The organism is Micromonospora taraxaci (assembly GCF_007830095.1).
GTDB lineage: Bacteria > Actinomycetota > Actinomycetes > Mycobacteriales > Micromonosporaceae > Micromonospora > Micromonospora taraxaci.
On record NZ_VIWZ01000001.1, the window covers coordinates 4,410,679 to 4,434,883 of the forward strand.

Here is a 24,205-nt window from a genome sequence, read left to right on the forward strand (position 1 = left end):
GCGCCCCGGAAGGCCTGCGTCCTAGTTCCCGCCGGGCACCTGGTCCTTGACGTCGTCGTAGCCGGCCGGGGCGGGGGCCGCAGCCGGCGCGTAGATCACGCGGAGCACACCCGTCGGGAAGGACTCCGTCGCCAGCACGCGCAGGTGGTAGGCCGAATCGCCCTCGTCGAACAGCTTGCGGCCCTTGCGCGCCGCGACCGGGTGCACCAGCAGCCGCAGCTCGTCGACCAACCCCGCGGCGAGCAGCTGCTGCACCACGGAGATCGACCCGGGGATGAGGATGCCGCGCACGTCGGCATCGGCCTTCAGCGCGGCGACGGCGTCGACGAGATCCCCCTGGATCAGCTCCGAGCTACGCCAGGAGAACTCCAGCGGCTGGCGCGAGACGACGACCTTGCGCATGTCCCCGAGCTGCTTGGCGAACGGCGCATCCTCGCCACCCGCGGCCTCCCGACCGGGCCAGGCGCCGGCGAAACTGTCGTACGTCTCGCGGCCGATCAGCAGCACGTCGGCGGTCTCGTAGTCCTCGGTGACGGCGCGGCCCATGTTCTCGTCGAAGTACGGGAAGTGCCAGTCAGGATCGATTTCGGCCACGCCGTCGGCCGAGATGAACAGCGTGGAGATGACCTTTGCCATCGCGGGGGTCCCTTCGAATCGGGTGATGTCGGTAGGTCGACCGGCGCATCGTCCCAAACTCGTCAGCCACCGGCTGCCCCGATGACGCGTGTCGCATCAGGTCTTTGTCAGCCGGACGTCACGGGAGCGAGCCAGTGCCACGTTTCGAGCAGCTTGAGCTGCCCGAGCCCATTCATCCGCTCGACGACGTCATCGTCGCTGCGGACGTATCCGGCGGACGCGGCAACCCGCTCCGAGGGCAGATTGCCCTGCACGATGCTCAGCCGCAGTCGGGTGAAGCCGAGCTCTTCGTGGCAGAACCTCGTGATCAACCGCAGGGAACGCGACGCCATGCCTCGGCCGCGGTGCTGCGGGCCGATGGCGTACCCCAGCACCCCGCTCGCCATGTGAAGTGCGACGAGGCCGAGCGGCTGCCCGCCGTCCCGCGTCACGGCCAGGTCGACGATGCCCTGGACACGGCGCCGCCGGATTCTGACCAGAAAAGCGTCAGCGTCGAACGGAGAAGGAATATCGGTGTTCGCGGCGATATCCGGCGCGTCGAAGAGGCCCGGCATGTGTGGCAGATCGGCGTCGAGCCAGTCTCGCAGCACAATCCCTTCCCCTTTCAGCACGAGAGGGGAGGCGGTTGGATCGACCGCCGACGACATTGTCGAATCACTGCTCACACAACATCCTTGCACGGATCTCGCCGCCGGCCTCGGCTCTGCAACCGACCGGGCCCTGGTCGCGAGGCGAGGACCCTGCGCGGTCGGGGGATCGCCTGCACTCGGCGTGGTGCGGGCGGGCTCGGCGTGACGCCGAGCCCGCCCGTTCCGGGTCGGTCGAGCGTGATCGAACCGTGTCAGCGTTGCAGGGTCAGCAGACCCGGCCGGTACGGCAGGAGGCCGTAGTCGCCGCCGGAACTGGGGGAACGACCCTGGTAGAGCAGTTGCAGGTTGCACGCGTTCACGGTCATGGTCTGGTCCGCGTTGGTCCGCAGCAGCTCACCGTGGCTGATGTCGTTGGTCCAGGTGGCGCCACTGTTGGCCTTGCCCGCGAACGGGTTGCTCTCGGACGTGGCCTGCGGCGTCCACGAACCACCGAGGCTGGTGGCCGTGAACGACCGGAAGTAGCGGCCCTGCGAGCCGATCGCCTCGACGATCATCAGGTACTTGTTCAGGCCCTGGAGCTTGTAGACCTGAACAGCCTCGAACAGGTTGTTCGTCGTGTCACTCATGATCGTCGTGTAGTTCGACCCGAAGCTGCCCGGGAAGTTCCCGATCGGCATGCTCGCCCGATAGATCTTGCCGTTGTCCCCGGCAAAGAACAGATACATGTTCTGGCTGTCGCCGATCACCGCCTGATCGATCGGCCCCGTACCCGAACCCGTGATGCTCCCACTGAACAACGTCTGCGCGGCCGACCACCCGTTCGGGTTCGTCGGATCACTCGACGTCCGGTACGAGAACGCGGGCCCACCCCACTGGTACGCCAGCACCCAGATGTTGCGCGGCGCGAAGTAGAACAGCGACGGCGCCACTGTCGCGTTGTTCATCGCGTTCTGGCTGGCCGAGCCCATCTGGTTGTAGTTGCTGAAGAGGCCGAAGTTCATCGAACCCCACCTGGTCCCGGTGTCGTGGGTGGTGGCGTAGACCAGTTGCTGGCCGTTGTACGGCGCGACGGTGAAGTCCTTCAGCGACACCCAGCCCGACCTCGGCTGCGCCAACGCACCCGTCGACGACCACCGGTACGACGACGGGAGATCGCAGGTGTTGGTCGGAGGCGGAGTCGTCGGCGGCGGGTCGGTGGGCGGCGGAGTGGTGGGCGGCGGAGTGGTCGGTGTCGTGCCACCGGTGCACGTGACGCCGTTGAGAGCGAAGCTGGTCGGCGCCGGGTTGCTGCCCGTCCACGACCCGTTGAAGCCGAACGACACCGAGCCGTTGGTCGCGACCGCGCCGTTGTAGCTCACGTTCCTCGCCGTCACCGCCGAGCCGCTCTGCGTCAACGAAGTGCTCCACGCCTGCGTCACCGTCTGCCCGGCGCCGTACGACCACGTCAACGTCCAACTGGTCAGCGGGTCGCCCAGGTTCGTGACCGACACGTTGGCAGTGAAGCCGCCCTGCCACTGTGACGCCACGGCGTAGTTCACCGAACAACCCGCTGCCGCGGCGCCGGCCGGCAGCGCCGCGACAACCGACGACGACAGCAGTAGGGCAACGCCGGCCGAGACCAGGCCGACATTGGTAGCTCTGGATCTGGTCATAGAGCACCTTCCTGACGGGATGGCGGCCAATGCATTGGTGGTGGTCACTGCGAGCGGAGCGCATGTGAGCGTTAACAGGCCGCGTCAGGTATGTTACGGGAGCGCTCCCATAACCTCAAACCATTGAAGATGTTAATTCTCTAGAGGGCTGAGTGAGCGTGCTCAGCGGGGGTCTTCCGCAGTGGAGCCGCCGGCAATGGCGATCGAGACCGGAGCGCCCAGTTCGACGGTCCGGGAGACGGTGCAGAGCCGGTCGTGCGACTGCTGCAACGACCGGGGCAACGCCTCGCGCGCCCGGTCGCCGTCCGCGCCGGCCGGGAACGTCACTGTGAACTCGACAGTGATGTTCTGCATCCGGTTGCCTCCGGACTCGTCCCGGATCTTGTCACCGGTGACCGCGACGGAGAACTGCGTCGGTTCGGCGCGGCGGCTGGTGATGTGGTCCACGTCGACCGCGCTGCAACCGCCGATGGCCGCCAGGAGCAACTCCACAGGCGTGAAGCTGGAGTCCTCGCCGGTGCCCAACGACATCGACCCACCGCGAACGTTGCGCGCGACGTAGTTACCCACGCTGGTGCGCTCGATCTGCACCGAGCGGAAAGTGTCCTCACTCATGCCAGGAAAGCTACCCAGGCTTGGTCGACGTCGTGCGGCGAGTACGGATTCCCCGTCCGCTCGGTGGTCGGACGCGGTCCGCCACCCCGTCCGCAAGGGAGGAACGTGCGACGCACTAGCATTGCCGCCGTCCACGACGGCTCTGCTGAAACGAGGCGACATGCGTTGGCTCCGGCGGTTGCTGGGCGGTAGGCGGGTCCAGCTCGACCCGGGACGACAGCAGACGCTGTTGCGGGACGCCCAGTCCCGCTACGGCACCCACGCGCGGGTCCGGTTCCCGGACCAGGTCGAGGCGCTGACCGCAGCGCTGGACAGCGACGATGGCCTGGTGGTGGCAGCCCGGATCGTGAGTCAGGTCGCCGACGAGGCCCACGTGGACCTTCAGGCCCAGGCCCAGGAGATCCACCGACGGACGGGCCGGCGTCTGCTGGTGCACCGCCGCAACTACCGGCCGCTGTGGGTGGAGGCCGGCCACGCCCTGCGCTGGCCGCTGTTCGCCCTGCCGAGCGGCTTCCACCCGTACGCGCAGGTGACCGCCGCGGTCACGGTGGTCGGCAGCCGGGCGCCGCGGCTGGACCGGGTGACCGACCCGAATCCGTTGCTGACCCGCGTGTTCGAGGTGCTCGACCTCACCACCGCCGCCTGGGAGTACGGACGGGTGCGGGTGGACACCGACGCCGCCGCCCTAGCCGATCGACTGATCCTGAGCGCCGGGCAGGTCCTCGCGGCCATGGACGATCCGCCCCGGCTGCCACCGGCGGTCCGGGAGCTGATGCGCCGCAACAACACCGTCAGCGTGCACGACCCGAACGGCCCTCGGGCGGTGGGTGGCATCAACCTGGGCGCGCGGATGCGCGAGAACTTCCTGGTCTGAGCAGCCGCCGGCGTCGAGGCGCTACCGCTCGTGACGCCGACGGGCGAGATGGACGACGATGTCGGCGGCGAGGTCGACCGTCTCGGGCAGGACCTGCGTGATCCGGTCGAAGACCTGCTCCTGTTCCGAGGTCGGCAGTTCGAGGTACGCCGAGATCGTCGACAGGTGCCCGACGTAGTCGTCGGCGCTCATCGTCAGACGCCGCTCGATCACGACCTGCTGGACATCGGTGAACGACTCGGACCGCTGGAGCTCGGTGCCCGGCCACTGCATCGCATGCCCCGGAGGCGTGCCGTCGGGAGACGGCACCTCGTCGCTCTCCAGGAACGGCGCCCGGGCCGCACGCACCGCCCCCGCCACCGCCGGATCAGCCAGCTGGATCGGGGCGCCGAACGAGGCGAAGACGCCACCCGGCTCCACCAGCGCCGCCATGCGCGACCACCGGCCCTCCGCCTTCGTCCAGTGCAGCGCCGCGGCTGCGTACACCAGGTCGTACGTCTCCCCCGGTCGCAGGTCCTCGAATGCGGCCTGCACGGTCCGGACGCGGGACGGCACATGTTTGCGCAGTTCGGCGAGCATGGCCCCGTCCGGCTCGGTCGCGGTGACCGTGACCTCCCGTCGGGTGAACAGACGGGTTGCCTTGCCTGTCCCCGCGCCGATCTCCAGGGCCGTCCGAATCGGCCGGCCCGCGTAGGTCATCACCAGGTCGAGAAGCTCGACGGGATATCCCGGCCGGTACCGTTCGTATGCTTCCGCCACCATCCCGAAGCTCAGCGCGCGAGCAGACATGCCGACAATCCTGTCACGATTCGCGTCGTCGATGTTCGATCTTCCTCGCCTGGTCGACCGCGCGCCTGCGCATCGTCAGCGCGACGGCAACTGTGCGCAACCGCTTGCCGGCCCGACGAGCACGTCCCGACCATTGGCGGATGAGCCCGGGAGGTCCTGTCATCCTCGCGGTCGACCTGGGCACCACGACCGTCCGGGCGGCATCGTTCGCGCTGGACGGCACCGTGCGGCACGTCGAGACACAACAGTGTCCACTCCTGCAGCCGGCACCCGGCTGGCTGGTGGTGGAACCCGACGTCCTCGTGGCGGCCACCCTGGCGGCGATGTCCGCGTGCGCCGCCGCCACCGAGGGCGCGGAGGTCGTCGCTGTCGCGCTCAGCACTGCCAGGGGCGCCCTGATCGGGCTGGACGCGACGCTGACGCCGGTGACGCCGCTGCTCACCCGGCACGACTCACGGTCCGCCGAGGCAGCCCGCGACCTGCGGTCCTCCGGTCAGAGCCGAGAGGTGCACCGGTTGTCGGGCACACCCGCGCACCCGGGCAGCCCACTCTGCAAACTCATGTGGTTCGCCCGCCACGAGCCGTACCTCTGCGCGGCGACGCGGTGGTGGGTCGGCCTCAAGGATTACCTGCTGCACCGGCTGACCGGGGCGCTGGTGACCGAACTGTCCTCGGCTTCCGGCACCGGCCTGTTCGACGTCCACCGGCGGATGTGGAGTCCTGCGGTCCTCGATCTCGCCGGGGTGTCCGAGAGTCAACTGCCCCCGGTCCTGCCCACGACGGCCGTCCTGCGGCTGTCGGCGACGGTGGGGCGGTCGGTCGGCCTGCCGTCCGGCACGCCTGTCGTCGTGGGCGCGGGCGACGGACCGTTGCGTGCTCTGGGCACCGCGGCGATCGACAGCACCGTCGCGGGTGTGACGCTGGGGGCCACCGGGTCCCTGCGGACGGTGGTCGCGGCTCCCCTCGTCGATGCGACCGAGACCTTCACCTGCGGCGCGTTGACCGAGGACGCGTGGGTCCTCGGCGCCACGGTCGGCAACGGTGCCAACGTCGTGCGGTGGGCCGGTCACACCCTCGCGCCCGACCATCCCTCGGAGTCCGCTGACGACTGGGCACCGCCCGCGCTCCTGAGACTCGCCGAACGGACCGCTCCGGGAAGCGACGGCCTCGTGATGCTGCCCCACCCGCGCGACGACCGGGCCTACCCGGAGGGCTCCGGCCCGTTGGGGGCGTACCTGGGGTTGCGTGGGCACCACTCCCGCGGTCATCTGGTGCGGGCCGCAGTGGAGGGCGTCTGCCTGCAACTCGGTGGCGTCCGCGACCGCCTGGCCGAGTTGACACCGGTCAGCAGCGTTCACCTGGCCGGCGGCGCGTTTCGGTCTCCCCTGTGGCGGCAGGTGATGGCGGCGGTCCTGGACTGTCCGGTGCAGGCGTCGGACGCGGCCGACGACGCCGCCCTCGGCGCGGCCGCGCTCGGGCTCTTCGCGATCGGTCTCTCCCCCGACCTCCGGGGGGCGGTCACCCAACTCGATCCGGAGGGCACCCGCAGCGAGCCGGTCACTGTCGACCCGGCCCTCGCCGCGGCGTACCGCGGCCTACGGACGAAGCTGCCCGTACTCCGCACGGTGGTGGGACGGGTGGGCGACATCCTCGACGAGGCAGCCGCCCCGCACGTCGACTGGCGGACCGACGCGCTGCCGCGCGATGTCGTGGGCGGTTGACCGGGCCGCCGTTCAGTGCTCCGGCTCGTCCTTGACCCGCGCCACGAGCTGCGTCGGATTGACGTAGCGCAGGGCGACGACGAGCAGGACGAGCATCATCGAGGTGTAGATGACCGCCATGGCGTCGACCGACTGCTGGGCTCTGATCCCGGACGCCGACATCGAGTAGTACAGCGCCACGACGAGGGTCTGTGAGTCCGGCCCCGCGGTCAGGAAGGTCAGCTCGAACATCCCCACGGTCCGGACCAGCACGAGGATCGCGGAGGCGAGGATTCCCGGCACGAGCAACGGTGCGAGGACCCGGAGGAACACCGTCCGCAGCCCCGCGCCGCACATGCGCGCGGCACTCTCGACCCGCGGGTCGATCTGTTCGATGAACGGGGTCATGGTCAGGATGACGAAGGGCACCGAGGGTACGAGGTTGGCGAGCACCACCCCGGACATGTTCCCGGCCAGACCGAACTTGTAGAGGACTGTCGCCAGGGGAATGCCGTACGTGATCGGCGGCATGAGGATGGGCAGCAGGAACACGAGGAAGATCAGCCGTTTGCCGGGGAACGACCGCCGCGCGAGCACGTAGGCCGCCGGCACGCCGATCAGCAGCGAGAGACCCACGACGAGTACGGAGACCTCCAGCGTCACGACGATGACCCGCAGGAGGGCGAACTCCTCCCAGGCTCGCCCGTACCAGCTGGTGGTGTAGCCGTCCGGCAGCCAGGTGTCGAACCAGCGCTGGCCGAACGAGCTGACCAGCACGGACGCCACGACGCCCAGCAGGTTGAGGAAGAAGAAGACGACGACGCCCCACACGATCCAGGCGGCGGGTCGCGCGGTGATGCGCCGTCGTTCGGTGCGGGCGGGGGGCGGCGTCGGTGGCGCCTCGGTGATCGTTGCCATCAGCCCTTGCCTCCGGTGGAGCCGGTGTAGAAACGGCTGCGCGCGGCCAACACCAGCGCGATGATGACCAACTCGACGAATCCCATGATCATCGCGATGGCCGAGGCGTACGGGTAGTCGTACTGCTCGTACGCCGCCTGGTACGCGGCGAGGGAGATGACCCGCGTCTCGCCGGCCGGGTTGCCGACCAGGACGGCCGACGGGAACACGCTGAACGCCAGCACGAACGTCAGGCAGAAGGTCGTGGCCAGGCCGGGCATCAGCAGCGGGAGGGTGATCCGGGTGAACCGGCGACGCCAGTCCGCCCCCAGCGTCGCGGCCGCCCGTTCCAGGGTCGGGTCGATGCCGGAGAGGTACGAGAGCACCAGCAGGAACGCGAACGGAAATCCGGTGATCACCAACGAGAAGAAGACACCCCAGTAGTTGTGGGTCAGTCGCACCGGCTCGTCGACGAGGTTCGTGGCCAGCAGGATCCGGTTGAACCAGCCGGTCGGGCCGAGGAAGTTCAGCAACCCCTGGGCGGTGAGCACCGTGCCGAGCGTGATCGGCACGACCAGCAGGGTGGTGACCAGCCGCTTGGCCCGGAAGCGTCCGCGCATCCGGTAGGCGATCGGCACCGCGGCGAGGACGTTCAGCAGCGCGGCGGGCAACGCGATCCGCAGGGTGATCCAGATCGTGCCCCGCTCGTAGGCGTCGGAGAAGAACCGGGCGTAGTCGCTGAACGGCCCACCCCTGGTCGGCTGGAACGAGAGCCCCAGCCCGTAGAAGAACGGGTAGAGGAACAGGGCGACCACGAACACCAGGGCCGGGACCAGCAACCAGAGCTGACGGTCGATGCCCCGCTCGGCGAGACGGTGCTGCCAGTGCGTCAACGGTCTGCCGGGCCGGCCGCCGCTCACCGCGCCGCCTCCGCGACGTCCGCGAGACGGTCGGTCGGCTGCGCCGCGTCGGCGGGATAGACGAGGAGCCGCAGTGGGTCGACGGCGAGCTTGACCTGGTCGCCCGGTGCGATGCGCTGCTCGGTACGCAGGTGCAGCAACAAGCCCGTGTCGGTACGCGCCTCGGCCGCCAACTCGCGCCCCTGGTACTCCACCACCTCGATGGTGGCCGGCAGGGCGTCAAGGGCCTCGCCGGACCCGTCGACGCGGACGTCCTCGGGGCGCACCGCGACCACCGCGTCCACCCCGGCGCGCAGGTCTCCGACGGCCTCACCGACCAGCCGATGACCGGACGACCCGACAGTGGCCCGCAGGCCGTCGACCTGCTCGACCCGGCCCGGCCACAGGTTGCGGTAGCCCATGAAGTCGGCGACGTGCCAGTTCGCCGGCCGGGTGTGCAACTCACGCGGCGAGCCGACCTGCTGCACCCGACCCTCCCGCAGCACCACCAACCGGTCGGCCAGGGAGAGCGCCTCCTCCTGGTCGTGCGTGACGTAGATGGTGGTGAGGCCCAGCGACTGGTGCAGCCGGCGGATCTCGGTGCGCATCTCCAGACGCAGTTTGGCGTCGAGGTTGCTCAACGGCTCGTCCATCAGGACGAGGGACGGCTCGAACACGACGGCACGCGCGATGGCGACGCGTTGCTGTTGTCCACCCGAGAGCTGGCCGGGCAGCTTGTCGACGTGGTCCTCCAGCCGCACCAGCCGCACCGCCTCCTCCGTACGCCGACGCGTCTCCTCCTTCGGCAACCGCCGCATCCGCAGTCCGAAGGCGATGTTCGCCCGTACCGTCAGATGGGGGAAGAGCGCGTAGCTCTGGAACACCATGCCGAACCCGCGCCGCTCCGGCGGCAGCGTGTCGATGCGGCGCTCGTCCTGCCAGATGCTCCCGGCCGTCAACGGCAGGAGCCCGGCCAGGCAGTTCAACGCCGTCGACTTGCCGCAGCCGGACGGGCCGAGCAGGGCGATGAACTCCCCCGCCTCGATCGTCAGGTCCAAGTCGGTGAGCGCGGCCTGCCCACCGAACCGGCGGGACACCCCGTCCAGGCGGAGTCGGGAGAAGGCGCTCATCCCTGCTTGACCTTCCCGCCGCCGATCTCGCGGTCCCAGCGGCTGAACGCCGCCACGAGACTCTTCGCGTCGAGCGGGACCTCGGTGGGGTTGCCGGAGATCAGCGCGTCGTACTCAGGGCGGCCGAACTCGCGGATCGCGTCCTGGCTCTTCTGCGGCGCTGACGTGAGCTGGACGTCCTTCACCGCCGGCCCGGGGTAGAAGTACCCCTCGTCGTACGCCTTCGCCTGCTGCTCCGGGGTGAGCATGAACGCCAGCAGGGCCAGCACCGCGGCCTGCGTGTCGGTCGACACGCCCTTGGGCATGACGGCGTAGTGCGCGTCGGTGACCCAGTGGAAACCGTCGATCGTGGCGATCTTCGCGTCCTTGGGCACCGTGCCCAGCACACGGGGGTTGATGTCCCAGCCGGTGGTGCTGACGATCAGGTGGGCGGTGCCGTTGGCGAGGTTCTTCATCGTTTCGGTGGTGCCGGACGGGTAGTAGTCGACGTACTGGCCCAACTCCTTGAGGAACGCCCACGTCTTGTCCCAGCCCGCGGTGGGGTCCTTGGGGTTCGAGTCACCCAGGATGTAGGGCAGACCCATCAGGAACGTACGCCCCGGACCGGAGTTGGCCGGTCGGGCGTACTGGAACCTCTTCGGGTTGGCCTTGGCCCAGGCGAGCAGGGCCTGCGCGTTGGTGGGTGGCGTCGCGAGTCGCGACGGCAGGTATTCGAGCAGCGGCCCGGACGGGTAGTAGGTGACTGTCACGCCGGCGTTGCCGGCGAGCTTCTGCATCGCGGCGGCCGGTTCCAGGTAGTTCCGCATCCCGCCGAGACGGTCGGAGAACGCCGGCAGCACGTCGACCCAGAGCCCCTGCTCGATCCCGGCCGCGAGGCCGTCGACACCGGTCAACACCAGACCGATGTCCACCCGGTCCGCACCCTGCTGGGCCTTGATCTTCCCGGCCAGCTCGGGCGCCGGCGCCTTCGAGTACGTTACCCGCGAGATCACGTCCGGGTTCTTCGACACGAACTCGTCGATCATCCCCTGGGTCAGCTGCAGGTTGCCCGCCACGTCGAGGACGTTGAGCGTCACCGCCCGGCCGGGTCGCTGCGGCACCTCACCGGAGGTGTCACCCGAGGTGTCGCCGGGGGTCTCCGGCGCCCCGCACCCGACCGCGCCCACCAGGAGCGACGATGCCGTGACCAGGAGGGCGCCTCGCCGCGTCATACCCATCAGCCGTCTCCTTCGTCGGCTACCCGGCCCGGCCAGGTAGGTCCACGCTCCGCTCAGGTGGGGTCGCCAGTGAGGCCGCCCGCCATGGGCCATCTGCGATGCATTCAGACAGCCGACGTGCCGGAACAGCAACGGGTTGCCATGTATTGCCTCGCGCGAATACGTTCATGGGCCGGAATGTTGCCGGGGCATTGCCGAGTACGCACCGTCGTCATAGCATGATCACGGCGCGTAGCCGGGGGGAGCATGACAATGCCCGACCACACCAGGCCGCCCGACAAGAGAGCCACGATCTACGACGTCGCGGCCGAAGCCGACGTGTCACCCTCCACGGTGTCGCGTGCCTTCTCCCGGCCGAGTCGCGTCAACTCCGAGACCGCCGAGCGGGTCCGGCAGGTCGCCGAGCGGCTGGGCTACCGGACCAACCCGCTCGCCCGCGCCCTCACCACGTCCCGCACGCGCATGATCGCGCTCGTCATCGCCGACATCACCAACCCGGTCTACGCCGGGATCGTGCGCGGTGCGCAGGAGACGGCGATGCACGACGAATACACCACGGTGCTCATCGACGCCCAGGAGTCCGACCGGCTGGAGCGGGCGGCGATCGAACGCACGATGTCGACAGTCGACGGCATCGTGCTGGCCAGCAGCCGGATGTCGGACTCGGCGATCCGGATGTTCGCCAAGCAGCGGCCGGTGGTGGTCCTCAACCGCGCCGTCGCCGACGTGCCGTGCGTCGTGACGGACAACCCCCGTGGGGTCCGGCGGGCCGCCGAGCACCTTGGGGAACTGGGGCACGACCACATCACCTACGTCGCGGGGCCGCAGGCCTCCTGGCCGAACGGCATCCGCTGGCGGTCGTTGCTCGAAGCCGGCATGGAACTCGAGATCAAGGTACGCCAGATTGGCCCGTTCAGCCCGACCATCGAGGGCGGCGAGCGAGCGGCCGAGGAACTGCGCGCCCGTCCCGCGACCGCCGTCCTCGCCTTCAACGACCAGATGGCGATCGGGCTCATCCGCGGCCTCACCCGGATGGGTGTCGACGTGCCGGGCGACGTCAGCATCGTGGGTTTCGACAACACCCTCGCCGCCGACATCGTCACACCCGGGCTGACCACTGTCGCGGCGCCGTTCTACGCGGAGGGCTCAGCGGCGACCCGGCACCTCCTCACGATGATCGAGGGCGCCCCCGGGCACGCCGGCCGGCCGATGGTCCTGCCGGTACGCCTCGTGGTCCGCCACTCGACGGCCGTCCGCCGGAACGCGGGTCGCGCCCGACCGTGGGTACGTCAGCGACAGTCGGCCAACCCGGCGACCCAACTGTCCTGAGAGGGTGGTCCGGTCAGCGGGGCAGCGGTCGCCCGCCGGTCGATGACAGGATCGATCGATGCGTGTCCTCTTCGACGGCAAGGCGCCGGTCCACTACGGGCAGATTTACGTAACGAGTTCTGACCTGCCGGACATGGACAGGGCGTTCGCCGGGCAAGCGAACGGCCTCTGCGGGGGCGGTCAACCGGGCGCGCTGTTCCTGATGACCGGCACGCACTCCGGGCGGGTCCGGTTCACTGTCGAGGTGCACGACGTTGAGCCGCCGGCGCCGACGGAGGAGTGGGAGGAGGTGGTGGAGGTGTCGTTCGTCCCGAGCGATGCCGTGGTCGACCTGGTCCCGTGGGGCGAGGGGGCACTCGCCCGACTACCGCTGACCTCCGAAGGGCAGGACACCGGCCGGCTGCCGGCCTACCGCGTTCGGTACTGCGCCACGGGCATGGACGAGGGGCACGACCCGTTCGGCGGGCTCGATCCTGACGAGCTCGACGAGAACGACCACACCTACATGGATCGACGGCCGGACCGCTACCTGCTGTGCCTGTGGCCGGATGGCACAACAGGCGACGACGTGCCGCGCGCCGACGCGGTCCTGCGCCAGACCAGCGCCGGTGCCGCCTACTGGCACACCTGGGCCCGCGCGATGCCGCCCCCGCCGGTGCGGTAGCAGCAGCACCGTTCACGGCATCACCGGCCACGAAACTCCGCATCCTCGTGGCATCATGCTGGGCCATGGATCACCAGGGGCAATTCCGTGCCGCGGCGCTGGAGTCGGGCATCCCGGACGACGAGATCAGCAGGTTCACCGAGCACCTCCGACTGGCGATCCGGTTGAGCGGCGGTTCGAGCGGCGTTCCGGTCGGGCAGTTCGGTGGGTCGCCCCGGCTGCCGGTGGGCATGGACTGGCCGGTCGCCGGAGGCAACCGGCTGCCGTTCGTTTTCTCCGTCGACTGCGCGGCGCTGCCGGAGGTCGACGGCCCCGGCCTGCCGGCGGGCGGCTCGCTGCTCTTCTTCCTCGACCACGAGGAGGACCACCTGGCCAGCGAGCCGGGGTGGGCGCGAGTCGTGTACGTGCCGGCCGGCACCGAAACCGAGGTGGTAGAGGAACCCACCGACCACGAGGTCGTCGGCAAGCAGTACGACGTGAGCGCCACGCTCGTCGCGCGGCTGCCCGACTGGTTCGGCACGGACGAGGACGAAGACGAAGACGAGGACGACCTGTCGCCCTTCCAGCAGCAGTTGGCACGTGACCTGGAGCGTGACCTGCCGCACCTGGACGAACTCCGTGCTCTGGCCCACGACCTCTGGCCGCCTGACGAAGGGCTCGCCAGCGCCTACCTCGGCGGGTACGTCGACGACGAGGTCATGACGAGTATCGCCGAGCAGACCCTCGTGGGGCGCGAGATGGCCGGCGAGATCGTCATCCCGGTGGCGAAGTGGTACTCCCACGTGGAGAGGGAGAAGCACCGGCTGACGAGCGAGTGGATGTCGCTCGCCCGTTTCTCCCTGACCGACGAGTTCTACACCGGCAGTTTCGTGGTCCGCCACGACGACCTCGCCGCCGGGCGGCTGGACAAGGCGTTCTCCATGACCGAGTTCAGCGAGTAGACGCCGACGTCACCGCATCCGGTTCGGGTGTCCGTATTGGCCGCGGTGGCCGAGGATCAGTTCCAGGGATCGGCCTCCGGATTCTCACCGAGCATCCGCGCGCTCTCCAGGCACAGGTCACTCCCGAAGAGTTGGTTGCCTCCGGATTCGGTGCCCCATTGATGGTCGGCAGCTGCGGCGATCGCACGCCACGTGTAGTCGTCGGCCCGCCACTGCCTGACCTGCCGCGCGATGTCCGTGGTCAACGTCAGCCCCCACACGGTCAGACGTGCCTCCCACATCTCACGGGTCATCTCGTACTCCACCTCACCGGATTCCGTCCCTGGTATCGGGTCGTCCCAGGAAGGAAAGTAGGTGCGCACATACCTCATGCCGACGGCCTTCATCACGCCCTGAGAGCCGACGTTCACCGTCATGGTCTGCGCGATCACCCGGCTCTGCCCGACCGTGTCGAAGGCATGCCGCAGCAGGGCCTGCGATGCCTCGCTGGCCAGACCTCTACGCCAGCAGTGGCGGGCAAGCCGGTAGCCCAACTCCGCGACGGTTGGATCGTCCGGCTGGTCGGGGCCGTGTGCCGGCGGAAGCATCATGAGCCCGATGAAATCGCCCTGGTCCTCATGCTCCGGCGCTACCGTGCCACGCGCACCGCCATCGGACCCGAACGCCATCCAGTAACCCAGGCCGCCCACCTTGCCGGACAGCGCCAACCTCTGCGAGTGAGACGTGGCCACCTCGTCCCTGGATCGCGCCCGCCCGGTGATGTAGCGGAGCACCTCCGGGTCGGAGTCGAGCTCGACCTCCAGTTCGAAGTGCCGATCTGCGAGGGGGACCATCAGCAGACGGGCGGTACGTAGAGTCGGTTGAATCACGCGACGACAGTTTCACGAGGGAGCCGGCGCCGCTACTCGATTCGAACGTGGCGGCCCTGGCTCCTCGTTGTGTCGCGACAACGCGGGGAGCGGAGACAGTCCGCCTGGTCTGCGGTCCGTGGCGGTCGGGAGGGTCGGACGTCTGCCATCATGGCCGAATGTTCGAACCGGGGTCGCGATCCAAGGAGGTAAGCACCTTCATGCTTCCTGCGGACGAGGCGGCGTTCGGCGATGCGCTGGCACCCGCGATCGCCGACCTCGGGCAATGGGAGACCCACGACCAGCGAGCCCGGACCATCAGGCTGCACGACTCGTTGCCGGCTGCGCTGCACCACGACCGCACGCAGGCGTTCCTGCGACTGCTCGGCCGGGACGGCGGTACCGTGGGGCCTCTCATCCAGTACCTTCACACCTCGGTGGTGACCACGGACGAGGCTGTGCTCACCGCTACCGGCGGCCGGTACCGTGCGACGGCTGAACGGCCTGAAGCGATGTCGCCGGGCCGGCTGGCGTTCAAGTGGTTCCCTGGGGACGAGGCTGACTGCGTACAGCGGGACTTCGTCGTCCTGGTCGACGCGGCCTGGAAGGCGTTGCAGGCGGTGACGTCGCCGCACGTCGAGACCGTCGAGGGCAGGCACTTACGGCGGTACCGGGTCGGGTCGGCAGCGAAAGCGTGGGTGCTCGATCGACCGGATCTTCTTTTACACGACCACGCGCTACGCCTGAGGATCCGCCCGGTCCGCCGCGTCCCTGACGTCGTGAGCGCCGACTGATCCGTCGCGGGCCGCGACAAGAAACGACAACTCGTTGCCGAGGCGTTGTCGCGTTGCTCACCATCGATGCGTACCCATCTGTCGACGTCGTCGTGCTCGCACGCCGGGCCGTACGGCATCCCGAGTGGACGAACGAGGAGATGGCGATGATCCGAGGTTCGACGCCCAGGCTACGGCGGACTCTCATCGTGCTGGGAACGGTGCTCGCCACGGTCGCGGCCACCCTCACGGTCGCCACGACACCCGTCGCCGCGGCCCCGTCACCTGACGACTACAGCGGCTCCGACCTGTGGCTGCGGTACGTGCCGGTCAGCGACTCGAAGCTGCTGCGCGACTATCGCCGGACGGTCACGGGGATCGTGGTCGAGAACGCCGACGCCACGAAGGTCCACCGGCACACGCCGGACCTCGCCATGGCACCCGGGTCCGCTGAGAAGCTGGCCGAGACCACGCTGGGCGCGGCCCGGGACGAGCTGGTACGCGGGCTGGGCGGGCTGCTCGGCCAACCGACTCCCGTGACGACGGTCGACGGTCACCGCGTACCGGACGGTGCGGTGGTCGTCGGCACGCCGACGAGTTCGCCGTTGGTGAGCCGTACCGTCCCGGCGCGGGACCTGGCCAAGGTCGGCGACGAGGGTTATCTCGTCCGTTCGGTGACGAGCGGGAAGGCGCGGTTCACCGTCATCGCCGGCAACACCGACCTCGGCGCGCTGTACGGCACCTACGCCTTCCTGCGGCTCCTGCAGACGCAGAAACCCATCGACCGTCTCCGCGTCGCGGAGTCACCGAAGATCAAACACCGGCTGCTGAACAACTGGGAGACCGAGCGCCTCTACGCCGGCAACAACGCATCCGGGCTGGGCGGACTGAACGGGGAGAGCGGGGCGATCTTCAACTTCGCGGCGACCGGGGCGAGCGCCGGACGGAACCTGCCCGTCATCCTGGACCGCTACATCGTGGTGGCACGGGCGTTGGCGTCCCTCGGCATCAACGGCATCACCATCAACAACGTCAACGCCGACAACGCGTACCTGACCAGCGCCCGGATCGCGCAGGAGGCGGCCCTGGCGGACGCGCTGCGTCCGTACGGCATCAAGCTGGGCCTGTCGATCCGCTACACCGCGCCCACCGACAGCCGCTTCGCGCCGGACACGCTCACCAACAGCCAGCTCGACCCCTACGGCGCCGACTTCCGGGGCTGGTGGAACCGACGGGCCCGGCAGATCCAGGCCGCCATCCCGGACTTCATGGGCCTCACCGTGAAGGCCAACTCGGAGGGCCAGCCAGGGCCACAGGATTTCGGGTACGACCACGGTGACGGCGCCAACGCCATCGCCGCCGCGGTGGCGCCACTCGGGATGACAGTGCACTGGCGGACGTTCGTCTACAACGCCGAGGTCGACAACGACCGTCTCAAGCGGGCCTACCTGGAGTTCGGGCCGATCGACGACGAGGTCCAGCCGGACGGCAGTAGGGGGCGCTTCGCCGACAACGTGTTCCTGCAGACCAAGAACGGGCCGCTGGACTTCCAGGCCCGGGAGCCCATCCACCCGATGTTCGGCCGGATGGAGAACACCAACCAGGCCCTGGAACTCCAGATCACGCAGGAGTACACGGGCCAGAACTGGATGCTGGCCTACCTCGGTCCGATGTACGAGGAGATCCTCAAGACCGACACGTACGCCACCGACGCCAACGGGAAGCTGCTGCGCGAGCGCCTGGTCGGCGACATCGTCGACGGGACCGCCCAGCACCACTCGGACACGGCCATCGTCGGTGTCGCCAACCTCGGCAACGCCGACAACCTGACCGGGCACCACTTCTCCCAGGCGAACCTCTTCGCCTTCGGCCGTCAGGCATGGGACTGGACACTCGACGCGGAGGACATCGCCACCGACTGGGTCCGGATGACCTGGAGCAACGACCGGCGTGTCGTCGACACGATCCGGACGATGATGATGGGTTCCTGGGAGTCGCTGGTCAGCTACCAGACGCCGCTGGGCATCGGCCACCAGTTCGCCGAGGGCGCCCACTACCGCCCCGACCCCGCCGACTGGGCGGGCCGCGACGACTGGAGCCCGATCTACTACAACAAGGCCGACAGCGTCGGCCTGGGCTTCGACCGCTCCCCCACCGGCAGCAACCTGGCCGCCCAGTACTTTCCCCGGTTGCAGCAGCGCTACGGGAACATCGATTCAATCCCGGAGAACCTGCTCATGTGGTTCCACCACGTGCCCTGGGGTCACCGGATGGACAGCGGCCGAACGTTCTGGGACGAGCTGGTCTACCGCTACCAGATGGGCGTGCAGTACGTGACCTGGATGCGGGAGACCTGGGAGACGCTCCAGCCCGACATCGACGCACGCCGGTTCGCGGAGGTACGCGCCAAGCTCGCCGTCCACGAGGCGGACGCCGCCGACTGGCGGGACACCTCGGTGAACTACTGGAAGGAGTTCAGCGGGCGGGACATCCCGGTGGACGACGCGCCGCTGTCCGCGACGATCGTGGTGGGCGGGAAGGAGTTCGGCGGCTTCAACCTGTCGGAAAACGCGTACACCATCCCGGTGCCGGCCGGGGCGTCGCCGACCATCACGAAGGTGCGGACCGCCGATCGGAAGGCCCGTTACGAGGTCGTCTCGCAGGCGGCCGGCGTACCCGGTCAGGCGGTCGTCAAGGTCACCACGAAGGGCTTCTTCGGGCCTCTGGTGAAGAACTACGTCTTCAACCTGGTGCCCGACACGACGCTCGCGAGCCTGCGCGTCGACGACAGGCCCCTGGCGTCCTTCTCCCCGACGGTGCTGCACTACAACGTCCTCACGCCGGCCGGCACCACGACCGTGCCGACCGTCACGGCACGTGCCGCCGACCCCGCCGCCTCGGTAGTGGTCACGGCTTCTGACAGCGCCACCGGGCAGGCACGGGTCACCGTCACCAACGGCGGCGCGTCGTCGGTCTACGTGGTGGACCTGAACACCACTCTCACCGGCAGCGACGAGTTCGCCTCGACCCAGCTCGGCCCGCAGTGGCAGTGGGTTCGGCCGGACGACAGCAGGTGGCGTCTGGCCGACGGGTCCCTGGTCATCACCGCCCAGCAGGGTGACCTGCAGGGCACCGTCAACACCGCGAAGAACCTGGCACTTCAGGACGTCGACGGCGACTGGACGGCCGACTCCAGGATCGTCTTCTCCCGGCCACTCGCAGCCAACAACGAGCAGGGCGGTGTCCTCGCGTACGCGGACGACGACAACTACGTCAAGCTCGCCTGGGAGATGGCCAACGCCGGCGCGCCGGTCCACAAGGCCCGGGTCGTCTTCCTGCGCGAACAGAACGGCGTGACGTCGACGGTGGAGATCACCGGTGCGGACGCCCAGCGCATCGTCGGGGCTGACGGGGCCATCTGGCTGCGCCTGACGAAGATCGGAAACAGCTACCGCGCCTACTACTCCACCGACGGAAGCGTCTACCGCTACATCGGCTCCCAGACGCTGAACGCCGAGCCGACAAAGGCCGGGGTGCTGGCCTTCAACCGGGCCGGCACCTCCACCGACCTCGACGTCGCCTTCGACCACTTCCGGGTGCGGAGCCTGGGTGAGCAGATCCGCCAGCCGTGACGGAGACCGGGCCCGCCCCGATCGGAGCGGGCCCGGTCGTCGTGCACCGTGGCGGACCTGGTCCGTCAGCCGCCGATCGCGACGGCGAAGACGTGCATGGTCGGCACGTTGGCCGCCGGCCGCGCGCTGATGTTGGGCAGGACGACCTGGGCAACCGCCTTGCTCTGCAACGACACACCCACGTAGTAGATGCAGGCGGCCGTGGCCTGGCGGCCGTTGTTGGGCCGGTTCTGGTACGCGGACACGATGGCGGCGGTTCCCCCGGAGTGGGGCCCGCCGTACCAGTCGGGCGAGCTCAGCGTGAACGTCTGGCGGGTGCCGTCGGCGTACACGACGGTGCCTGTCCCGGACACGGTGCCGTACGTGCCGGTCAGCAGGAAGCCGAGCGTGCTGCCGGTGCCGCTGATGCCGATGGTCTGGCCCGATGCGACGGCGTTGTCGGCCGTGCCGGGGCTGACGTTGGGCCAGCGGAAGGTCACCCCGTTGCGGCTGATCGTGGCGCCCGGGCTGGCTCCGGCCGAGGCCAGGGCCTGCGCGGACAGGCTTGCCCCGTTGCCGTCGAAGTTTCCGACGTTGGTGTTGCTGTCGTTGGTGATGCCGGCGTTGGTGAAGCTCTGCTCCAGCGTCGGGGTGGCGACGCCCGTGCTGGTGACCCGGTAGGTGCGCCCGGCCTGGACGGTGACCTCGACCAGGTCGGACTCGATCCGGGTGACCCGGGGCGCCGAACCGTCGGCGGTGTCGACCACAGTGACGGTGCCGGTGAGAATGCGGGCGCGCAGGCGGACCGTGCCGGCGCGGTCCGGGCGGACGAGCACCTCGGTGGCCTGACCGTTGCTCCAGGTGATGCCGACCGTGTGCCCGCCGCGACCCCGCAGGCCGGTCACCTTCCCGGCCGGCCAGGCCGGCGGCAGCGCGGGCAGGATGTGCAACTCGCCGGCGTGGCTCTGCAGCAGCATCTCGGCGATGCCCGCCGTCGCGCCGAAGTTGCCGTCGATCTGGAACGGCGGGTGCAGGTCGAACATGTTCGGCGCGAGCCGCGCGGTGGTGGCGAGGTAGCGGATCAGGTCGTGTGCCCGCTTGCCCTCCTCCATCCGTGCCCAGAAGTTGATTTTCCAGGCCAGCGACCAGCCGGTCCCGTCGTCGCCGCGCAGTGCCAGGGTCCGGCGGGCCGCCTCGAACAGCTGCGGGGTGCCGCGCTTGGTGATCTGGTTGCTGGGGGCCAACCCGTACAGGTGGGAGATGTGCCGGTGGTTGGGCTCGGTCTCCACCCAGTCGTAGAGCCACTCCATGATGTTGCCGCGCGAGCCGACCTTCATCGGAGGGAGCCGGTCGCGGGTGGCCCGGACCTGCGCCCGGAAGGTGCTGTCCACGTTGAGGACCTCGCTCGCACGGGCGACGCCGTCGAAGAGGTCCCGCAGGATCTGGTTGTCCATGGTGGGGCCGGCGCACACGCTGGCGTTCGAGTGGTGGCTGAGCTCCGGCGAGTTCGACGGGTTGGTCACCAGGTAGCCGAGGGTCGGCTCGGTCACCAGGGTGTCCAGGAAGAACTGCGCGGCACCCTTCATGGCCGGATAGTTCGTCCGCAGGAACTCGATGTCGCCGTTGAACAGGTAGTGGTCCCAGATCAACACCGACAGCCACGCGCCACCGGTCTGCCACATCCCCCAGAACGCGCCGTCCACCACTGCCGTGGCCCGCCACGCGTCGGTGTTGTGGTGGGTGACCCAGCCACCCGCGTTGTACTGCACCTGGGCGGTACGCGCACCGGCGACCGAGAGCTCCCGGACCATGTCGAACACCGGGTTGTGACACTCGGCCAGGTTCGTCGTGTTGGCCGGCCAGTAGTTCATCGGCAGGTTCGCGTTGATCGTGTACTTCGAGTCCCACGAGGGGGTCAGTGAGTCGTTCCAGATGCCCTGCAGGTTGGCCGGTTGCGTGCCGGGCCGCGAGGACGAAATCAGCAGGTACCGGCCGAACTGGAACAACAGCGCGGAGAACTGCGGATCGTTGACGCTGTTGTGCTGGGCGATCCGCACGTCGGTCGTCTGGTTCGCGGCCGAGGTGCGGCCCAGGTCCAGTGTGACCCGGTTGAAGAGCGCCTGGTAGTCGGCCACGTGCCTGCTGCGCAGCGAGTCGAAGCTGACGGCCCGGGCGGCGCTCAGGCGCTGCCGTGCGATGCCACCGTAGTCGCCACCGACGTTGCGGTAGTTGACGTAGCTGGAGCCGATGGAGATCAGCAGGACCACGCTCGTGGCGTTGGTGACCCGCAGGGTGCCGCCAGAGCTGGACACGCTGCCACCGGTGACGGTGGCGTTGGCCAGGGCGAGGAAGCGGACCTGACCGGTGACGCCCTCCATGTTGCCGGAGACGCCGTCGAGGCCGATCGTGGCACCGTCCGGGCTGGACACCGACGTGCGCTGCGGGCTGTCGAAGGTGGCGGTGAAGCTGATCGAGTTGCTCCGGTCGGCCGTGAGTCGCATCGCGATGACCTGGTCCGGCGCGCTGGCGAACACCTCACGCTGGTGACGGACGCCGTTGAGCACATACGACGTCGTGACGGTGGCGGTGGTGAGGTCCAAGGTACGGTCGTACTGCGACGCCCCGCTGGCCGACCCGAAGGCGAGCCGCAGGTTACCGACGGTCTGGTAGGCCAGTTGACCCCCGGGGTTGCCCATCATGGTCTGGTTGATCAGGTCCTGGGCCTGGGTCCACTGGTTGGCGTTGACCAGGCGCCGAATCTCCCCCAGCGAACCGGCGCCCCGGGGGTTGCTCGGGTCGTGCGGGCCGCCGGCCCAGACGGTGTCCTCGTTGAGTTGGAGCCGTTCCGTGTCGACGTTGCCGAAAACCATGGCGCCGAGGCGCCCGTTGCCGATCGGCAGCGCCCGGAGCCAGTCCGTGCCGGCCCCCTCGTCGTACCAGAGGGCGAGGTCCCCGGCGGCCAGCACCTGCGGCGGTGCCACCGCGTCCGCGCGGGCCGCGGCGGTCCAGGGAAGCGGTAGGAGAGCGCCGCCCGCACCGGCCGCGCCGATCTTGATGGCTTGCCGTCGAGTCAGGTCGGACATCGATCCTCCAAACGGTGACCGGTCCGGCCACCCGAAGCGGGACAACCATGAGAGCCGTCGTCGGGATCCGCTTGCTGGCATCGACCGCGACCGCATTGACCGGCCGAGATCAGCCCCGGAGACAGCCAGACATCTGACGTGTTTCGCGAAGGTTACTCCGACGCAACGGAATCGGCAATGGTCGATAGATGATGGGAATCCGCCCTCTGACCCGTTCCACGGAGCGCCGCCGACAGGGAGACGGCATCGACCCGGCGCTTCCCGACACGGACGGATCCCCGACCGGCCACCGTCGAGCGACCAGGTAGGTGCCCATACATCGGATGTACCGTCCTTCGGGCGGATTCCCCGGCCTCCCGGCCGGCCGCAACCTCGACGGGTCGACGGGCGTCTAGCGGGAAACACTTCCAGGTTGGACCGGAGGACCCGATGACCTCGACACCGCTACGTGCCCTCGTGCCCGTCGCCGTACTGGCGGGCCTCGCGGCCTGCACGACCCCCTCGCCCACGCCGGAGGCCGGGGCCGGCACCACGTCGCCCGTACCCAGGGCCACGTCCGCCTCCCCGGACACCTCGCCGACCCGCACGGCACCCGCGACACCCGACGCCACCCGGGCCGCCTGTCCGGTCAGCGCGGCCACCCTTCAGCGGGTGTCAGGGCTCGGCGACAGCCACCGGATCGACCCGGACCAAATCAACTGCGCACGTCGGTGGGCGACGGCCGGAGTGCGCGCCGTCGACCCGAGCATGCAGGGCGACGGCGTACTGGTCTTCGAGTACGACAACGGCAGGTGGAAGAAGCTGGGCGAAGGCAGCGCGATCGAATGCAGCCCGTTCGGCATCCCGAACGAGATCGGCGACCAGGTCGGCTGCCGCGACCAGTGACGGCGGTCGAGTAGCAGTCCGCAGCGGACACGTTCAGGGGACGCGGTGCGGCGGCCGCCGCACCGTTCAGCCGGTTCGTCCTAATCTCGACTCGTTCCTGGAGGGCGATCACGGAGGCCACGGTGGGTGCGATACCCAGACGACAGTTCGTCCGGCTCTCCGGGACCGCCGGCGCGACCGGACTCCTGGGCCTGATGGGCGCCGACCGGGTACTGGCCGACGGCGGGCACGCCGACGGAGGCCAGACCCCCGCGCCGGCCCCGCCGGAACCCGGCGGCCCCGGCGCCACCGCCTGCCCCACGCCCTCCCAGCTGTGCGGCTACCCCACCGACACGGGAGGCCGGTACGACCTGTGGGACCGGGTGCAGGTCTGCGAGGGCACCAAGACCGGCCCGCCGTTCCCGCAGTGTCTACGGACGACCCCCACCTACGTGATCCTCAACGGGGGGTCGGGGTCGAACCACGACTTCCTCCTCGTCCCCAGTTGCCGGATCAGCGGCATCGAGTGCCCGTTCATCACGACCACCAACGCCCCCAACTACTGGCTGGAAGCGTGGAACAACGCCCAGTCCGGTCAACCCGCACACGTCGTCTACCCGCACATCGGGCTGGGCATCAATTCGGCCGACCCGACGATCCGGATGCAGGACCAGCTGCACATCCACCTGGCCGGGATCCACTCCGGCATCCAGACGCAACTGAACAACCACGACAGCACGATCACCAACAACCCGGCGCGCTGGCGCAACCAGGTCGTGCCCGTCTGGGGCCTGACCAGCACCGGCCAGCCCGCGCCCCGCTCGTACCGGGTCCTGCACGTCGCGAACCTGAACGAGAACCTCTTCCGGCTCCTGCTCGACAGCGTGGTACGCCCCACCGGGGCGACGATGGCGGCGCAGATCCTCGCCGTGACACCCCGCCTGGTCGGCAGCGGCGGGTTCTACGTCCTGAACAGTGAACCCGGCCTGCCCGTCGCACCCGGACAGCCCGGCGGCACCGGCACCGTCGACTTCCTCCTCGCCTACGCGTAGCGGGGCTCGGCCGGCGTGCACCGAGTCGTGACTAGACTCGG

The 24,205-nt window shown here is 69.3% G+C and carries 20 protein-coding genes; 9 read left to right on the forward strand and 11 right to left on the reverse strand.

Annotated features, from left to right (window positions below; translation table 11 throughout):
• Positions 1–21: 21 nt before the first annotated feature.
• The 4 genes from FHU34_RS20455 to FHU34_RS20470 all read right to left on the reverse strand — a co-directional run bounded on the left by FHU34_RS20455 (position 22) and on the right by FHU34_RS20470 (position 3,493).
• Positions 22–636, reverse strand: coding sequence for a dihydrofolate reductase family protein (locus FHU34_RS20455; RefSeq protein WP_145783042.1), 615 nt, complete (start codon positions 634–636; stop codon positions 22–24).
• Between the two features lie 107 nt (positions 637–743).
• The gene (locus FHU34_RS20460; RefSeq protein WP_145783044.1) at positions 744–1,301 is read right to left on the reverse strand and encodes a GNAT family N-acetyltransferase; all 558 of its coding nucleotides are present in this window, start codon (positions 1,299–1,301) and stop codon (positions 744–746) included.
• 176 nt (positions 1,302–1,477) lie between these two features.
• On the reverse strand, positions 1,478–2,878 hold the full coding sequence (locus FHU34_RS20465) for a glycoside hydrolase family 62 protein (RefSeq protein ID WP_145783046.1): 1,401 nt from the start codon (positions 2,876–2,878) through the stop codon (positions 1,478–1,480).
• Between the two features lie 162 nt (positions 2,879–3,040).
• A complete protein-coding gene (locus tag FHU34_RS20470) occupies positions 3,041–3,493 on the reverse strand; it encodes an OsmC family protein (RefSeq protein WP_145783048.1) in 453 nt (150 codons plus the stop codon).
• Between the two features lie 160 nt (positions 3,494–3,653).
• Between FHU34_RS20470 and FHU34_RS20475 the strand changes: the two genes are divergently transcribed.
• On the forward strand, positions 3,654–4,367 hold the full coding sequence (locus FHU34_RS20475; protein WP_145783050.1) for a hypothetical protein: 714 nt from the start codon (positions 3,654–3,656) through the stop codon (positions 4,365–4,367).
• A gap of 21 nt (positions 4,368–4,388) precedes the next feature.
• On the opposite strand, the gene FHU34_RS20480 is transcribed toward FHU34_RS20475, so the two are convergent.
• Positions 4,389–5,156 (reverse strand): class I SAM-dependent methyltransferase, encoded by a 768-nt coding sequence (locus FHU34_RS20480; RefSeq protein WP_145783052.1) that lies wholly within the window; start codon positions 5,154–5,156, stop codon positions 4,389–4,391.
• A gap of 140 nt (positions 5,157–5,296) precedes the next feature.
• Between FHU34_RS20480 and FHU34_RS20485 the strand changes: the two genes are divergently transcribed.
• Entirely contained in the window at positions 5,297–6,877 is a 1,581-nt protein-coding gene (locus FHU34_RS20485) for a gluconokinase (protein ID WP_167524854.1), read from the forward strand.
• 12 nt (positions 6,878–6,889) lie between these two features.
• Here FHU34_RS20485 and FHU34_RS20490 read toward each other — a convergent pair whose 3' ends face one another.
• From FHU34_RS20490 to FHU34_RS20505, 4 genes are read right to left on the reverse strand one after another with little or no spacing between them, the layout of a single operon-like run.
• Positions 6,890–7,774 (reverse strand): ABC transporter permease, encoded by an 885-nt coding sequence (locus FHU34_RS20490; RefSeq protein ID WP_145783055.1) that lies wholly within the window; start codon positions 7,772–7,774, stop codon positions 6,890–6,892.
• Positions 7,774–8,673 carry an ABC transporter permease gene (locus FHU34_RS20495; RefSeq protein WP_145783057.1) on the reverse strand — a complete coding sequence of 300 codons (900 nt, stop codon included), beginning with the start codon at positions 8,671–8,673 and terminating at the stop codon, positions 7,774–7,776. Before FHU34_RS20495 ends, FHU34_RS20490 begins: the two co-directional genes overlap by 1 nt.
• Positions 8,670–9,782: an ABC transporter ATP-binding protein gene (locus FHU34_RS20500; RefSeq protein ID WP_145783059.1), complete on the reverse strand. Its 1,113-nt coding sequence runs from the start codon at positions 9,780–9,782 to the stop codon at positions 8,670–8,672. The genes FHU34_RS20495 and FHU34_RS20500 overlap by 4 nt, the downstream gene beginning before the upstream one ends.
• Positions 9,779–10,999 (reverse strand): ABC transporter substrate-binding protein, encoded by a 1,221-nt coding sequence (locus FHU34_RS20505; protein WP_145783061.1) that lies wholly within the window; start codon positions 10,997–10,999, stop codon positions 9,779–9,781. Before FHU34_RS20505 ends, FHU34_RS20500 begins: the two co-directional genes overlap by 4 nt.
• Positions 11,000–11,251: 252 nt before the next feature.
• Between FHU34_RS20505 and FHU34_RS20510 the strand changes: the two genes are divergently transcribed.
• The 3 genes from FHU34_RS20510 (at position 11,252) to FHU34_RS20520 (ending at position 13,933) form a co-directional block, all read left to right on the forward strand.
• A complete protein-coding gene (locus FHU34_RS20510) occupies positions 11,252–12,328 on the forward strand; it encodes a LacI family DNA-binding transcriptional regulator (RefSeq protein ID WP_145783063.1) in 1,077 nt (358 codons plus the stop codon).
• 58 nt (positions 12,329–12,386) lie between these two features.
• Complete coding sequence (locus FHU34_RS20515; protein ID WP_145783065.1) at positions 12,387–12,992, forward strand: hypothetical protein; 606 nt, start codon at positions 12,387–12,389, stop codon at positions 12,990–12,992.
• Positions 12,993–13,057: 65 nt separating this feature from the next.
• Complete coding sequence (locus tag FHU34_RS20520; RefSeq protein ID WP_145783067.1) at positions 13,058–13,933, forward strand: DUF1963 domain-containing protein; 876 nt, start codon at positions 13,058–13,060, stop codon at positions 13,931–13,933.
• Positions 13,934–13,989: 56 nt separating this feature from the next.
• Here FHU34_RS20520 and FHU34_RS20525 read toward each other — a convergent pair whose 3' ends face one another.
• The gene (locus tag FHU34_RS20525) at positions 13,990–14,802 is read right to left on the reverse strand and encodes a GNAT family N-acetyltransferase (RefSeq protein WP_145783069.1); all 813 of its coding nucleotides are present in this window, start codon (positions 14,800–14,802) and stop codon (positions 13,990–13,992) included.
• A gap of 200 nt (positions 14,803–15,002) precedes the next feature.
• On the opposite strand from FHU34_RS20525, the gene FHU34_RS20530 reads away from it, so the two are divergent.
• Both FHU34_RS20530 and FHU34_RS20535 read left to right on the forward strand, forming a co-directional pair.
• The gene (locus FHU34_RS20530; RefSeq protein WP_145783070.1) at positions 15,003–15,575 is read left to right on the forward strand and encodes a hypothetical protein; all 573 of its coding nucleotides are present in this window, start codon (positions 15,003–15,005) and stop codon (positions 15,573–15,575) included.
• Positions 15,576–15,721: 146 nt separating this feature from the next.
• Positions 15,722–19,186 carry an alpha-glucuronidase family glycosyl hydrolase gene (locus FHU34_RS20535; protein ID WP_145783072.1) on the forward strand — a complete coding sequence of 1,155 codons (3,465 nt, stop codon included), beginning with the start codon at positions 15,722–15,724 and terminating at the stop codon, positions 19,184–19,186.
• Positions 19,187–19,251: 65 nt separating this feature from the next.
• On the opposite strand, the gene FHU34_RS20545 is transcribed toward FHU34_RS20535, so the two are convergent.
• A complete protein-coding gene (locus tag FHU34_RS20545; RefSeq protein WP_244311748.1) occupies positions 19,252–22,248 on the reverse strand; it encodes a glycoside hydrolase family 95 protein in 2,997 nt (998 codons plus the stop codon).
• Positions 22,249–22,677: 429 nt separating this feature from the next.
• Between FHU34_RS20545 and FHU34_RS20550 the strand changes: the two genes are divergently transcribed.
• Together FHU34_RS20550 and FHU34_RS20555 are read left to right on the forward strand one after the other, a co-directional pair.
• Complete coding sequence (locus tag FHU34_RS20550) at positions 22,678–23,133, forward strand: hypothetical protein (RefSeq protein WP_145783074.1); 456 nt, start codon at positions 22,678–22,680, stop codon at positions 23,131–23,133.
• Between the two features lie 122 nt (positions 23,134–23,255).
• The gene (locus FHU34_RS20555) at positions 23,256–24,164 is read left to right on the forward strand and encodes a CDP-diacylglycerol diphosphatase (RefSeq protein WP_244311749.1); all 909 of its coding nucleotides are present in this window, start codon (positions 23,256–23,258) and stop codon (positions 24,162–24,164) included.
• Positions 24,165–24,205 lie beyond the last annotated feature (41 nt).

Coding starts and splice junctions, on each gene's coding strand:
- FHU34_RS20455 (WP_145783042.1), bottom strand. CDS start 636: ATGGCAAAGGTCATCTCCACGCTGTTCATCTCGGCCGACGGCGTGGCC.
- FHU34_RS20465 (WP_145783046.1), bottom strand. CDS start 2,878: ATGACCAGATCCAGAGCTACCAATGTCGGCCTGGTCTCGGCCGGCGTT.
- FHU34_RS20470 (WP_145783048.1), bottom strand. CDS start 3,493: ATGAGTGAGGACACTTTCCGCTCGGTGCAGATCGAGCGCACCAGCGTG.
- FHU34_RS20475 (WP_145783050.1), top strand. CDS start 3,654: ATGCGTTGGCTCCGGCGGTTGCTGGGCGGTAGGCGGGTCCAGCTCGAC.
- FHU34_RS20480 (WP_145783052.1), bottom strand. CDS start 5,156: ATGTCTGCTCGCGCGCTGAGCTTCGGGATGGTGGCGGAAGCATACGAA.
- FHU34_RS20485 (WP_167524854.1), top strand. CDS start 5,297: ATGAGCCCGGGAGGTCCTGTCATCCTCGCGGTCGACCTGGGCACCACG.
- FHU34_RS20490 (WP_145783055.1), bottom strand. CDS start 7,774: ATGGCAACGATCACCGAGGCGCCACCGACGCCGCCCCCCGCCCGCACC.
- FHU34_RS20500 (WP_145783059.1), bottom strand. CDS start 9,782: ATGAGCGCCTTCTCCCGACTCCGCCTGGACGGGGTGTCCCGCCGGTTC.
- FHU34_RS20505 (WP_145783061.1), bottom strand. CDS start 10,999: ATGGGTATGACGCGGCGAGGCGCCCTCCTGGTCACGGCATCGTCGCTC.
- FHU34_RS20510 (WP_145783063.1), top strand. CDS start 11,252: ATGCCCGACCACACCAGGCCGCCCGACAAGAGAGCCACGATCTACGAC.
- FHU34_RS20515 (WP_145783065.1), top strand. CDS start 12,387: ATGCGTGTCCTCTTCGACGGCAAGGCGCCGGTCCACTACGGGCAGATT.
- FHU34_RS20520 (WP_145783067.1), top strand. CDS start 13,058: ATGGATCACCAGGGGCAATTCCGTGCCGCGGCGCTGGAGTCGGGCATC.
- FHU34_RS20530 (WP_145783070.1), top strand. CDS start 15,003: ATGCTTCCTGCGGACGAGGCGGCGTTCGGCGATGCGCTGGCACCCGCG.
- FHU34_RS20535 (WP_145783072.1), top strand. CDS start 15,722: ATGATCCGAGGTTCGACGCCCAGGCTACGGCGGACTCTCATCGTGCTG.
- FHU34_RS20545 (WP_244311748.1), bottom strand. CDS start 22,248: ATGTCCGACCTGACTCGACGGCAAGCCATCAAGATCGGCGCGGCCGGT.
- FHU34_RS20550 (WP_145783074.1), top strand. CDS start 22,678: ATGACCTCGACACCGCTACGTGCCCTCGTGCCCGTCGCCGTACTGGCG.